Here is a 12,444-nt window from a genome sequence, read left to right on the forward strand (position 1 = left end):
ATGTTACCTCCCTTTTGAATTTCACGGGAATGTCAAACAACAATCATCAAACTGTAAACAAAGACATCTAAGCTAGAAGAAAATCAAGCAATAGGTGTTATATGTCTTACATATCCACTGTGGGCCTGCTAAAACAACAAGATTTTCCAGACAGCTTTAAGTTTTATTTCAAATTACAAAAAAACAAAAACAGCGTAGAAGAAATAAGTGTTTTAAAAGATCTGGTTCGTCCACGTTTAAAAATTGCAATCGTCACAGAAACATGGCCTCCAGAAGTCAATGGAGTGGCTTTATCTCTGATGCAGCTTTGTAAAGGGTTGCAAAAGCAGGGGCATAAAATCTTGCTGATTCGTCCCAGTCAGACTCAATCATGTACAGACTTTATTCCGAACAAAGAATGTTTGGTTACTGCCCAAAGTATTCCTAAATATCCAAGCTTGCAATTTGGTTGGCCACAGTTTTTGAAGGTTGCTAATGCTCTGGATGAGTTCATGCCGAATGTGGTACATGTCGTGACAGAAGGACCATTAGGGCTTACAGCCTTGCATGCTGCCAAAAGTCGAGATATTCCTGTATCGAGTGGTTTTCACTCACCTTTTCAGGATTTTAGTCGCTTCTTTGATTTGGCATTTTTAATAAAACCGATACAGCATTATTTACGTTGGTTTCATAACAATACTCAACTGACTTGTGTTCCGAGCAAAGATACCGAAAAAGCATTAAAGCAATTTGGTATTAAATGTCCGTTGGTTGTTGTTGGACGCGGGGTGGATATTCAGCAATTTTCTCCTCTTTACCGCTCTGAAGCATATCGGTGCATTTGGGGGGCGGATAGCAATACAACTGTTATGCTTTACGTGGGACGGTTATCGCCAGAGAAAGAAATCGATGTATTGATTCGTAACTATATATGTATGCTGCAACGTGGTGAAAAACATTATAAATTGGTGATCACTGGCGATGGGCCGGACCGTCAACGCTTGGAAAATTTAGGTAAAGCACATGGTGTGATTTTTACAGGAAGCTTAACTGGTAAGAATCTTGCTAGTGTTTATGCAAGTGCAGATGTTTTTGTATTTGCCAGTCAAGTGGAAACTTTTGGTAACGTTGTTTTGGAAGCGATGGCTAGTGGTTTGCCTGTGGTGGCTTATAATTATGCATGTGCACATGCTCACATCGAGCATGGCAATACGGGATGGTTAAGCACGTTGGGTGATGTAAATAGTTTTTCATCGCAAATGCAGTGTTTACCCCGTCCAAACATACTCAACAGCATGGGACAAAGTGCCCGACTTAAAGTGATGGAAATGGGATGGAATCATCCTGTGAATCAACTAGAACAAGCCCTATATCACGTGGCAAAGGAAACCCGAATGATCGCATAAGCAAAATAAAAGCTTGAGGAGAGAAATTATGAATTTTAAGAATGCAAAAATAAAAATACTCGATCTCGACTTAAAAGGCTGTTTATATCTGAACCATTTTTCTCATTCAGAACGTGTAGCACATTTTTTTAAACTGATAAGCCGTTTAGGTGATGGTATTTTTTGGTACGCTATGTTGATGAGCCTTTGGATGTTGCAAGGTTTGTCTTACAGCTTACAAATGGTGTATCTGATTTTAGGTTCTTTATTGGGTACGGCTATTTATAAAATTCTCAAAACTAAAACAGTGCGCCCACGACCTTATCAGGTGCATCAAGTCATTCGCCTTTGTGAACGTCCTTTAGATCATTTTAGTTTTCCCTCAGGGCATACCTTACATGCAGTGATGGCGAGTGCGGTGATTGGTTATGTTCAGCCCATCTTATTGGTTTTGATGTTGCCCTTTACCGTATTGGTTGTATTGTCACGTATGGTACTTGGCCTGCACTATCCAAGTGATGTTGCTGTGGGGGCTGTCATTGGGGCTAGTGTTGCGGCAGTTATCATTGCCTGTGCACCAATGTTTAACGTGTTGTTGTAGATTGAATCGATTGAGTTGTTTTTCAGAAATCCTAAATTTTGTTAAAGTAGCACTGTCATAGCATAGATTAGGAACAGTCATGGGTTTACGTTGGACCGATACCATGGATATCGCGATTGAATTATATGAAGCACATCCAGATGTTGACCCGCAATGGATTCGTTTTACCGATTTACACGCGTGGGTATGCGCTTTGCCTGATTTTGAAGACGATCCGAATAAGTCGACTGAAGGTTTACTTGAAGCAATTCAAATGGCTTGGATTGACGAAGCTAGCTAATTCAGCACTTTTCCAACAGTGTATCGAAAAAATCCAGTTTTTTTACATTACAAAAGCTGATAATTGCACATTATTCGGTATAATGCGGCAAAATTTTCACGTCTAATTTGACTTAAGGAGCCGATCATGGCTATTGAACGTACTTTATCTATCGTTAAACCAGATGCAGTAGCTAAAAACCACATTGGTGACATCTTTGCTCGTTTCGAAAAAGCTGGTCTTAAAATCGTTGCGACTAAAATGAAACACCTTTCTCAAGCTGAAGCTGAAGGTTTCTACGCAGAACACAAAGAACGTGGTTTCTTTGCTGACTTAGTTGCGTTCATGACTTCTGGTCCAGTTGTTGTATCTGTTCTTGAAGGTGAAAATGCAGTTCTTGCTCACCGTGAAATCTTAGGCGCTACTAACCCTAAAGAAGCTGCTCCAGGTACAATCCGTGCTGACTTCGCTGTAAGCATCGATGAAAACGCTGCTCACGGTTCTGACTCAGTTGCATCTGCTGATCGCGAAGTAAACTACTTCTTCGCTCAAACTGAAGTTTGCCCGCGCACTCGTTAATCGAGACACTTCAAACCAGATAAGTGTTATACTGCTTATCTGGTTTTTTTATTCCCTTTAAATTTATTTGCTTGAATATTGAGCAATCTCCTTCTATCTTCGACATGGTTTAGGTAATTACACATGAGTACTGAAGTGGTCGTTTCATCTGCAACTTCTGATGAATCGCAACAACCTTTGTCCACTCCAACACAGCAACCTTCTGTGGAAAAAGTGAATTTACTGGGCATGTCACGTGCTGAGCTGGAACAATTCTTTGAAGCGATGGGCGAAAAGAAATTCCGTGCAGGACAGGTAATGAAGTGGATCCATCAATATTTCGTGACCGATTTTGCTGAAATGACTAACATTTCAGGCAAGTTGCGTGAAAAATTAGAGCGCGTATGTGAAATTAAAGCGCCCGAAGTCGTACACCGTAATTATTCTAAAGATGGCACACGTAAATGGGTGTTTCGTGTGGGTGATGGTGCTGGCTCATTGGTTGAAACTGTACTTATTCCTGCTGAAGATAAAACAGGTGCGCGTAAAACTTTGTGTATTTCTTCACAAGTCGGCTGTGCGCTGGATTGCTCATTCTGTTCTACAGGTAAACAGGGTTTCCAGCGTGATTTAACACCTGCGGAAATTATCGGTCAATTGTGGATGGCAAACTATTCCTACATGGAAGAGGTGCCTGTTGCAGAGCGTGAGCGTACAGTGACTAACGTTGTCATGATGGGTATGGGCGAACCATTACTCAATTACGATGCGGTATTAAGTTCGATGCAGCTAATGCTCGACGATTTTGCTTATGGTATGTCGAAACGTCGTGTGACCCTATCAACTTCAGGTGTCGTGCCGAAAATTGACCAATTGGCACAAGACATTGATGTGGCATTGGCTATTTCATTACATGCCCCAAATGATGAATTACGTAATGAATTGGTACCAATTAATAAAAAATATCCGTTGGATCAATTAATTGCAGCATGTCAGCGCTATTTGGCGAAAGATGGTAATGAAAGTGCACGCCGTCATGTCACCATTGAATATGTGATGCTGGATGGGGTGAATGATCAACCTGAACATGCACAACAGCTATTGAAATTGTTAAAGAATTTACCAAGTAAAATTAATTTAATTCCCTTTAATCCATTTCCACACGCACCATACGGGCGTTCAAGTCGTAACCGTATTATTTCTTTCCAAAAAACTTTGTCTGACGCTGGATTTGTGTGTACGATTCGTCAGACACGTGGTGATGATATTGATGCTGCATGTGGACAGTTGGTTGGTCAGGTGGCCGACCGTACACGTCGTGCAGAGCAGTGGAAGAAAAAAGTGGCTGAGCGGAATGAGATTTTGCGCTCAAAAGGATAATAAAGGGGCTGTCAATTGAGTAAACCCACCTACAAATTTGCATGTATAACAATGTTTTGTCTTTCTATGTCGTTGGTGGGTTGTATTACCACAACCACCTCATCGGCACCGGGGTTTAAAAAAGACCCCGAGAAAGCAGTAGAAGTGCGGACTCAATTGGCAGCGGAATATATTCGTAAGGGCGACCTAGATGCGGCAAAACGCGCACTTGATCAAGCATTAGAAATGGAACCACGAGATTCCACGGCGAATATGATGATGGGCGTGTTGCTACAGCAAGAAGGTAGCCCTGCCAATATGGAAAAAGCGGAGACACACTTTAAACGTGCAATTTCTGCCGATCCAAATAATGCGCAAGCTCGTAACAACTATGGTACGTATTTATACGTCGTAGAACGTTATAATGAGGCGATTGAACAATTAGCAATTGCTGGTTCGACCTTGGGTTATGATCAGCGATTCAAGGCATTGGAAAATTTAGGACGTATTTACTTAAAATTGGATGATACAGCAAATGCTGAAAAATCATTCAAGCAAGCATTGCAAGTAAATCCAAATTCTTATGTTTCAATGTTAGAGTTGTCAGAAATATTTTATTTAAGACAACAAATTCCTGCTGCTACACAGCTATATGAACAATTTGTTCGTTTGGTTGGGCAGAAAAATCAGAGTGCGCGTGCATTATGGATTGGTATTCGTATTGCACGAGCCAATGGCGATCAGATGGGGATGCAAGTGTTAGTCAATCAAATGCGAGCATTGTTCCCCGATAGCCAAGAATACACACGTTATTTGCAATTACAGTACAGTACTGAGGCCGTATGGAAGTAAATCCTAATTCACCGCAATCGAATGGTTCAAGCGTAGTACCTAATGCATTAGGAAACGTCCAGCGTCCTGGAGAATACTTACGCCAAAAACGTATTGCTCAAAAACGTGAATTAAGTCAAGTTGCTGCAGATTTAAAAATTCCTGTAAAAACTTTAACTGCATTAGAGCAAGATGAATATAAGTCTTTGCCAGAAGCGACCTTCATTAAAGGTTACTATCGCACTTATGCAAAATATTTAAATGTTGATGCAACCTCACTGATTCAGCGTTTTGATGAAATCTATGCCAATGATACAGGTATGGTGCCTAATCATGCCTTGGATAATTCGCCAATCAAGATCATGGGCAAGTTGCCAGGCTCAAACAGTGAGCGTAACCGTAAGTGGTTAAAGCGATCTGTCATTATCATCATTATCTTGGTGATTTTGGCTGCAATTGTTGGCACGATTCAAAACTGGGGCTCATCGGGTTCGAATACAGAAAGCAGTGCGGCAGATGCAAATAAATCTGAAGTTGAAGTGTTGTCAGTGGGCGGTGCGACCGCAGTTTCAGGCGATCAATTGGTCTTGAATTTTAATCGTCCGACCTCAGTTCATATTGTGGATTCGACGGGTAAAGTTTTAGCCACAGGCCGTCAAGCCAGTACTTTAACTTTAAGTGGTGAGGCGCCATTCCAAATCCGTTTGGATGATGCAGCCGCAGTGTCATTAAGTTTGAACAATGAGCAGATTTCATTGTCACCATATACGGTAAATGGGAAAGCAGAATTCCGTTTATCTCGTTAATGGTGCCAGAGTAAATAATCATGATTGTAAACCCGATTCAACGCCGTACTACCCGCAAAATTCGTGTGGGTTCTGTTTACGTCGGAGGTGATGCTCCGATCAGCATTCAAAGCATGACCAATACTGAAACGTGTGATGTCGAAGCAACTGTTGCCCAGATTCAACGCTGTGCAGATGCGGGTGCTGACATTATGCGTGTTTCTGTGCCTTCGATGGAAGCTGCCGAAGCTTTCGGTGAAATTCGTAAACGCGTACAAGTGCCTTTAGTAGCAGATATTCACTTCGATTATAAAATCGCATTGAAAGTGGCAGATATGGGCGCGGATTGTTTGCGTATTAATCCGGGTAATATTGGCTCGGAAGCGAAAATTCGTGAAGTTGTTGCTGCGGCACGTCATCATGATATTTCTATGCGTATTGGCGTGAATGCGGGTTCATTGGAAAAAGACATTCAAAAGAAATATGGGGAGCCGACAGGCCAAGCTTTGCTTGAGTCAGCAATGCGCCATATTGATATCTTAGACCGTTTAAATTTCCATGAGTTTAAAGTTTCTGTGAAAGCATCGAATGTGTTTTTGACCATGGATGCCTACCGTTTGCTGTCTCAACAAATTGATAACCCATTACATTTAGGTGTTACAGAAGCTGGGATTTATCGTACGGGTTCAGTAAAATCAGCCATTGCATTGGGTGGTTTGCTCATGGAAGGCATTGGTGACACCATGCGTATTTCATTGGCAGCCGAACCCGAAGAAGAAGTTAAAATTGGTTTTGATATTTTAAAATCACTCAGCCTTCGTTCAAATGGCATTAACTTTATTGCTTGCCCAAGCTGTTCACGACAAGAATTTAACGTGATTTCAGTGATGCAAGCTTTAGAAGAGCGTTTGGAAGACATTCGTACCCCAATGGACGTATCGGTCATTGGTTGTAAGGTGAATGGTCCAGGCGAAGCCAAAGAGGCTGATATTGGCGTGGTGGGGGCAAGTCCACGTTCGCTTGTGTATCGTAATGGCGAGAAAAGCCATCTGATTGATACCAACCAGTTAGTTGATGAAATCGAAACAATGGTTCGTCAGCGTGTTCAAGAGCTTGAAGAAGCTAAATCTAAAGAGATCATTCGTAGTTCATCATGAGTTCAATTGTCGCAATCAAAGGTTTTAATGACATTCTTCCAACGCAAACACCTGCATGGAGACGTCTAGAGCAACATTTAGCATCGTTAATGGATGCCTATGGCTATCAACAAATCCGTTTGCCTATTGTTGAACAAACTAATTTGTTCAAACGTTCGATTGGTGATGCGACGGATATCGTTGAAAAAGAAATGTATACGTTCTTAGATAAAGGCAATCCGCCTGAGTCTTTGACACTGCGTCCTGAAGGAACGGCAGGTTGTGTACGTGCCATGCTTGAGCATAATTTACTCCGTGGCGCAACACCGCGTGTGTGGTATGTCGGACCAATGTTCCGTTATGAAAAACCACAAAAAGGGCGTTACCGTCAGTTCCACCAGTTTGGTGTAGAAACCTTTGGTGTGGCAACTCCTGATATGGATGCTGAGCTCATTTTGATGACGGCGCGTCTATGGAAACGCATGGGTGTGGCGGACAAAGTTCAGTTAGAGTTGAATACTCTCGGAGAGTCTGATGAGCGTGCGGCTTATCGTGCGGCTTTGGTTGAGTTCTTGGAATCGCATAAAAGTGATTTGGATGAAGACTCACAGCGCCGTTTAACCACCAATCCGCTACGTATCCTTGATTCTAAAGATGCAAAAACTCAAGCTATTTTAGAAAATGCACCGAAATTGCATGACTTTATGGGTGAAGACACTTTACAGCACTTTGCGATTTTGCAGCAGTATTTAAGCGATGCAGGCGTTGAGTTTGTGATTAATCAGAAACTGGTTCGTGGTTTAGATTATTACAACAAAACTGTATTTGAATGGACGACTACACATTTAGGCTCACAAGGTACAGTGTGTGCAGGTGGTCGCTATGATGGTTTGGTTGGACAGCTTAAAGGAAAGGCAGATCAGTCTGTACCTGCGGTTGGTTTTGCTATGGGGATGGAGCGTTTATTACTTTTACTTGAACAAGTTGAAGATGCGACTCCAATTCGTGATTGCGAAATTTTCTTGGTGGCAGATCCTGCTTCTCAAGGTAAGGCTTTGGTATTGGCAGAACAACTCCGCAACCAGTTAGACGCAGCGCAAAGTTCATTACGTTTAAAAGTTGGTTCACAAGGTTCAATGAAAAGCCAAATGAAAAAGGCCGACCAGTCAGGGGCATTGTATGCCTTGATTTTGGGTGAGCGCGAGTGGGAAGCACAGCAGCTATTGGTCAAAACTTTGGCGACAGCGGAACAGTGCGAAGTCGCAATTGCTGATGTCGTACCATTCTTCATCGAAAAATTTTCTTCAAAATAAGAGTTAAATAACATTTAGGAAAAGGGTAATCAAATGAGCGCATCATTGAGTGAAGAAGAACAACTTGAGAGTTTAAAGTCTTTCACTAAAAAGTATGGTTCGGCCATGATTAGTGGGATTTTAATTGCGTTGATTGCCTTTTTCGGTTGGGAATATTGGCAAAAGAAAAACCTTGCAGAATCGCAAATGCAAACTGCAAAAGTCCAACAATTGATGGATGATGCGCGTAATGTACAAGGCAATCCAAATGCAATGACTGAGTTGACAGAAGCTGCAGATAAAATTGTGAAGGATGCCCCTGATTCTGCACAAGCCATTCAAACTCAATTTGTGATGGCAAAGTTGGCTTATGACAAGGGTGACTATGCTGGTGCAGAAAAAGCTTTGAAAAAGGTGGAAAACTCTAAAGTTAAAGATGAGGGTTTAACACAAATCGTAAAATTACGTTTGGCTTATGCACAGCTTGCACAAAACAAATATGATGATGCATTGAAATCTTTAGCTTTAGTGACCAACCCTGCGTTCAAAGCAACGGCTGATGAAGCGCGTGGTGATGTATATGTTGCTAAAAATGATGTAGAAAATGCGAAAAAAGCTTATCAAAGTGCATGGGATGCATTAATTGAGCGTAAACAAGAGCGCCAAATTTTACAAATTAAACTCGAAAGTGTTGGCGTTTTAGTAGATGATCCTGAAATTGAACGCCCAATTTTAGAAACACACGTGGATGAGTCTTAATGGATAGAAAATATAAAATACCGTTTGCACTAACAATTTTGACGCTGGCTTTAGTTGGCTGTTCAAGTAATAAAATTAAAGTTGAAGATGCCAAACCAAGTCCATTACCTAAACTTGAACAATCGAAAAGTTTAGCGCCAGTTTTTTCTGAAAGTGTTTCTTCGACCTCAGAAGCAGATCCATTACGTTTGCAATTGGACATCGATAATGGCGTAATTTTCATTGCTAGCCCTAAAGGTGAAGTCACCGCCTATCGTGGTAAAGATAAAGTTTGGAGCAAAAAAGTCTCTAAACAAGGTCTAAGCTCAGGTGTGGAAGCTAAAGATGGTCTAGTGATTGTTGGAAATCATAAAGGTCAATTGTTTGCTCTAGATCAAGCCACAGGCGAACAAAAGTGGACTGCTCAATTAACAGGAGCAATTCTAGCACCTTCATTAGTGCAATCTGGTCGTGTGGTGACCGTCAGTAATGATGGAACTGTTTATGCGCATGATTTAGAATCTGGGCAGCAAGTTTGGAGCTATGATTTACCAAGCGTACAATTTAGCTTGCGTGGGACTTCAACGCCTGTAGCTCTCGATGCACGTACGGTATTGGTGTCTTCTGCAAATGCTTATGTCTATGCTTTAGATGTACTCAGTGGCGTACCTCGTATGCAACGTCGTGTGGCAGTGAGTGATGGTCGTTCTGACATTCAGCGTTTAAATGATGTTGATGGTGATCCAGTGGTAGCAGGTCAGCTTTTAGTGACCACCAGTTTCCAAGGGCAAGTGACTGCAACAGACTTGGCTTCACAACAAGTGATTTGGAGTGAAGATGCTAGCAGTACCAAACGTCCTGAAGTTGCAGACAATAAAGTTTTTGTAGCACAAGCAGACGGTAAGTTGACGGCTTATGATCTGGCGACAGGTCAACAATTGTGGCAAAATGAGCAACTTTTAAACCGTGAACTCAGTAATCCAGTACTGTTTGGTCAAGACCTTGTAGTAGGGGATTTAGATGGCGTATTACATCTGATTGACCCAAATTCAGGTCAGTTAATCGGTCGTGCCAAAACCAGTGGTGCTGTACGTACATTGCGTGTTATCGAAGGTCAACTCGCAGTCGCGACACGTAAGGGTACATTTAGCGTTTGGCAGAATCGTTAATTTTCGTCTGCCTTATGTTAAACTAAGCCAAATCCGTATTTTTAAACACGGGGTATTTGAGAAATTTCAATGCCCCGTGTTTTATTTAGTATTATTCTTAAATATCTTCCATTTTTCTGATGTTCAGACCAGTCTCACTGGCTGATCTTGAATAAAGGTTAAACTATGAAACCCGTAATTGCGCTCATTGGTCGTCCGAACGTCGGAAAATCAACCCTATTTAACCAGATAACTAAAAGTCGTGATGCTTTGGTGGCTGACTTTGCGGGTCTGACACGCGACCGTAAATATGGTGATGCTGTTTATCAAAATAAATCTTTCATTGTGGTCGATACAGGTGGTATTGGCGAAAATGAAGGTGGTATTGACTCTTACATGGCAGAGCAGTCTAAAACTGCGATTCATGAGGCTGACATCATTGTATTTGTGGTAGATGCGCGTGCAGGTCTATTGGCTTCTGATGAACAAATTGCACGTGAGCTGCGTACTTTAGGTAAAAAAGTTTACCTTGTCGCAAATAAGGTGGATGGTGTACACGCAGAAGCCGCACTCGTCGAATTTTATAAACTTGGTATGGGTGAGCCACTGCAAGTAGCGGCAAGTCATGGTCGTGGCGTACAGCAAATGCTGGAAGACGTGTTGCAGGATGTGCCTGAAGACGAGAACCCAGAAGAGCATGACAAGAACACTGGCTTGCGTTTAGCGATTATTGGTCGTCCGAACGTGGGTAAATCAACGCTAGTCAACCGTTTGTTGGGTGAAGAGCGTGTGGTGGCATTTGACCAGCCAGGTACAACCCGTGACTCTATTTATATCCCTTTCGAGCGTGATGGTCGTCAATATACGCTGATTGATACTGCGGGTGTGCGTCGTAAAGGTAAGGTCGATGAAATGATCGAGAAATTCTCGATTGTAAAAACTTTACAAGCCATGAAAGATGCACATGTGGTTGTCGTGGTGGTGGATGCTCGTGAAGGTATTGTAGAGCAAGACTTACACTTGATTGGTTATGCCTTAGAAGCTGGGCGTGCCATGGTGATTGCGATCAATAAATGGGACAACATGTCTGAGTATGATCGTAAGCAATGTAAGCTAGATGTTGAACGTCGTTTTGATTTTATTCCTTGGGCAAAAATCCACTTAATTTCTGCACTGCATGGTACAGGTGTAGGGGATATGTACCCATCTATCCACCGTGCCTATGAATCTTCACATTTGAAAGTTTCACCTGCCAAAATCACGCAAATTTTGAGTGATGCTGTGGATGCACATCAACCACCAATGGTGGGCGGTCGTCGTATTAAAATGCGTTATGCGCATATGGGTGGGCAAAATCCACCAACGATTGTGATTCATGGTAACAAAGTTGATAAAACGCCAGCAGATTACCGTCGTTACCTTGAAAATGTTTTCCGTCGTGTGTACAAACTTGAAGGTACACCAGTGAAAATTGAATTTAAAACTTCAGAAAATCCATTTGAAGGGCGTAAGTCTCAAGTGGATGAACGTACTGCCGCACGTAAACGTCGTTATGTTCAGAAGTTCAAAAAAGCTGAGAAAAAATTCAAACGTTAATTTTCAGTTTATTTAAAAGATCAAAAAGCCCAAAGATGACTTTGGGCTTTTTATTTTATGTGTAGTTTCTTTTAGAATGAGGCTGTATATAAAGAGGAGAGCTATGTGACGAAACTGATTCATATCGATGTCAGCCGCTTAGAGCAGATTATCAAACTACCTGCGGATTTGGAGCGTAAAGTCAAGATACAACAACAAAAACAGGCCATCTACCAATTTCGGAATCAGTTGCTTTCACAACACATGCAACGTGAAATCCAAAATACAGATCTTTCTAAGACCGAATATGGCAAACCCTATTTGACTGAATTTCCTCAAGTTGCATTCAATCATAGTCATAGTCATAAACATTACGCCTTAGCACTTAGCCATACAGTGAGGCAGTTGGGTATTGATGTCGAAGATTTAGACCGACAAGTGCGTTTTGAGACATTGGCACAACATGCTTTTCATCCTGAAGAATTGCATGGTTGGGCAGAAGCAGAATATTCATCTGAATATTGGTTTAAGGTTTGGACCACCAAAGAAGCGGTATTAAAAGCATCGGGTTTAGGTATTCGTTTAAGCTTAAAAGAGTTAAATACGCATGTACATGCTATCAATCATGGGGGGATGTGTCAGCATCCTGAAATTGGTAGCTTTGCGTATCAGAATTATCATTTGGGTCAAATAATGTTAACGGTGGCTTGGCAGGCAGAGCCATCATGTCAGGGTTTCCAGTGGCCACTAATTCAAATCATTCAGCATTAAAAAAGCCCATCCGAGGATGAGCTTCAG

General features: G+C 41.8%; 13 protein-coding genes. All 13 read left to right on the top strand.

Annotated elements, in window-relative coordinates; translation table 11 throughout:
• Positions 1-101: 101 nt before the first annotated feature.
• The 13 genes from MP622_RS16555 to MP622_RS16615 all read left to right on the top strand — a co-directional run bounded on the left by MP622_RS16555 (position 102) and on the right by MP622_RS16615 (position 12,417).
• Positions 102-1,385, top strand: a complete 1,284-nt coding sequence (locus tag MP622_RS16555; RefSeq protein ID WP_243791864.1) for a glycosyltransferase family 1 protein — start codon at positions 102-104, stop codon at positions 1,383-1,385.
• Between the two features lie 28 nt (positions 1,386-1,413).
• Positions 1,414-1,965: a phosphatase PAP2 family protein gene (locus tag MP622_RS16560; RefSeq protein ID WP_044739035.1), complete on the top strand. Its 552-nt coding sequence runs from the start codon at positions 1,414-1,416 to the stop codon at positions 1,963-1,965.
• A 79-nt stretch (positions 1,966-2,044) separates the two neighbouring features.
• A complete protein-coding gene (gene iscX, locus MP622_RS16565; protein ID WP_016166213.1) occupies positions 2,045-2,245 on the top strand; it encodes a Fe-S cluster assembly protein IscX in 201 nt (66 codons plus the stop codon).
• A gap of 126 nt (positions 2,246-2,371) precedes the next feature.
• On the top strand, positions 2,372-2,803 hold the full coding sequence (ndk, locus tag MP622_RS16570; RefSeq protein ID WP_016166212.1) for a nucleoside-diphosphate kinase: 432 nt from the start codon (positions 2,372-2,374) through the stop codon (positions 2,801-2,803).
• A gap of 123 nt (positions 2,804-2,926) precedes the next feature.
• On the top strand, positions 2,927-4,162 hold the full coding sequence (rlmN, locus tag MP622_RS16575; protein WP_243791866.1) for a 23S rRNA (adenine(2503)-C(2))-methyltransferase RlmN: 1,236 nt from the start codon (positions 2,927-2,929) through the stop codon (positions 4,160-4,162).
• 66 nt (positions 4,163-4,228) lie between these two features.
• A complete protein-coding gene (pilW, locus tag MP622_RS16580; RefSeq protein ID WP_016166210.1) occupies positions 4,229-4,993 on the top strand; it encodes a type IV pilus biogenesis/stability protein PilW in 765 nt (254 codons plus the stop codon).
• Entirely contained in the window at positions 4,984-5,778 is a 795-nt protein-coding gene (locus MP622_RS16585) for a helix-turn-helix domain-containing protein (RefSeq protein WP_016166209.1), read from the top strand. The genes pilW and MP622_RS16585 overlap by 10 nt, the downstream gene beginning before the upstream one ends.
• 20 nt (positions 5,779-5,798) lie before the next feature.
• The gene (gene ispG, locus MP622_RS16590; RefSeq protein WP_044739032.1) at positions 5,799-6,914 is read left to right on the top strand and encodes a flavodoxin-dependent (E)-4-hydroxy-3-methylbut-2-enyl-diphosphate synthase; all 1,116 of its coding nucleotides are present in this window, start codon (positions 5,799-5,801) and stop codon (positions 6,912-6,914) included.
• Positions 6,911-8,206 carry a histidine--tRNA ligase gene (gene hisS / locus MP622_RS16595; protein ID WP_243791867.1) on the top strand — a complete coding sequence of 432 codons (1,296 nt, stop codon included), beginning with the start codon at positions 6,911-6,913 and terminating at the stop codon, positions 8,204-8,206. Before ispG ends, hisS begins: the two co-directional genes overlap by 4 nt.
• 33 nt (positions 8,207-8,239) lie before the next feature.
• Positions 8,240-8,944, top strand: coding sequence for a tetratricopeptide repeat protein (locus MP622_RS16600; RefSeq protein WP_243791869.1), 705 nt, complete (start codon positions 8,240-8,242; stop codon positions 8,942-8,944).
• Positions 8,944-10,092, top strand: a complete 1,149-nt coding sequence (bamB, locus tag MP622_RS16605) for an outer membrane protein assembly factor BamB (protein WP_016166205.1) — start codon at positions 8,944-8,946, stop codon at positions 10,090-10,092. Before MP622_RS16600 ends, bamB begins: the two co-directional genes overlap by 1 nt.
• A gap of 165 nt (positions 10,093-10,257) precedes the next feature.
• On the top strand, positions 10,258-11,667 hold the full coding sequence (gene der / locus MP622_RS16610; RefSeq protein ID WP_016166204.1) for a ribosome biogenesis GTPase Der: 1,410 nt from the start codon (positions 10,258-10,260) through the stop codon (positions 11,665-11,667).
• A gap of 105 nt (positions 11,668-11,772) precedes the next feature.
• Positions 11,773-12,417: a 4'-phosphopantetheinyl transferase superfamily protein gene (locus tag MP622_RS16615; RefSeq protein WP_243791871.1), complete on the top strand. Its 645-nt coding sequence runs from the start codon at positions 11,773-11,775 to the stop codon at positions 12,415-12,417.
• Positions 12,418-12,444 lie beyond the last annotated feature (27 nt).

This window comes from Acinetobacter sp. PK01, from assembly GCF_022819285.1.
Classification (GTDB): domain Bacteria; phylum Pseudomonadota; class Gammaproteobacteria; order Pseudomonadales; family Moraxellaceae; genus Acinetobacter; species Acinetobacter tandoii.

Bases quoted from the DNA above. Each gene is read 5' to 3' on its own strand.
- der (WP_016166204.1), top strand. From the start codon at position 10,258: ATGAAACCCGTAATTGCGCTCATTGGTCGTCCGAACGTCGGAAAATCA.
- MP622_RS16585 (WP_016166209.1), top strand. From the start codon at position 4,984: ATGGAAGTAAATCCTAATTCACCGCAATCGAATGGTTCAAGCGTAGTA.
- MP622_RS16560 (WP_044739035.1), top strand. From the start codon at position 1,414: ATGAATTTTAAGAATGCAAAAATAAAAATACTCGATCTCGACTTAAAA.
- ndk (WP_016166212.1), top strand. From the start codon at position 2,372: ATGGCTATTGAACGTACTTTATCTATCGTTAAACCAGATGCAGTAGCT.
- rlmN (WP_243791866.1), top strand. From the start codon at position 2,927: ATGAGTACTGAAGTGGTCGTTTCATCTGCAACTTCTGATGAATCGCAA.
- ispG (WP_044739032.1), top strand. From the start codon at position 5,799: ATGATTGTAAACCCGATTCAACGCCGTACTACCCGCAAAATTCGTGTG.
- bamB (WP_016166205.1), top strand. From the start codon at position 8,944: ATGGATAGAAAATATAAAATACCGTTTGCACTAACAATTTTGACGCTG.
- MP622_RS16555 (WP_243791864.1), top strand. From the start codon at position 102: ATGTCTTACATATCCACTGTGGGCCTGCTAAAACAACAAGATTTTCCA.
- hisS (WP_243791867.1), top strand. From the start codon at position 6,911: ATGAGTTCAATTGTCGCAATCAAAGGTTTTAATGACATTCTTCCAACG.
- pilW (WP_016166210.1), top strand. From the start codon at position 4,229: ATGTCGTTGGTGGGTTGTATTACCACAACCACCTCATCGGCACCGGGG.
- MP622_RS16600 (WP_243791869.1), top strand. From the start codon at position 8,240: ATGAGCGCATCATTGAGTGAAGAAGAACAACTTGAGAGTTTAAAGTCT.
- iscX (WP_016166213.1), top strand. From the start codon at position 2,045: ATGGGTTTACGTTGGACCGATACCATGGATATCGCGATTGAATTATAT.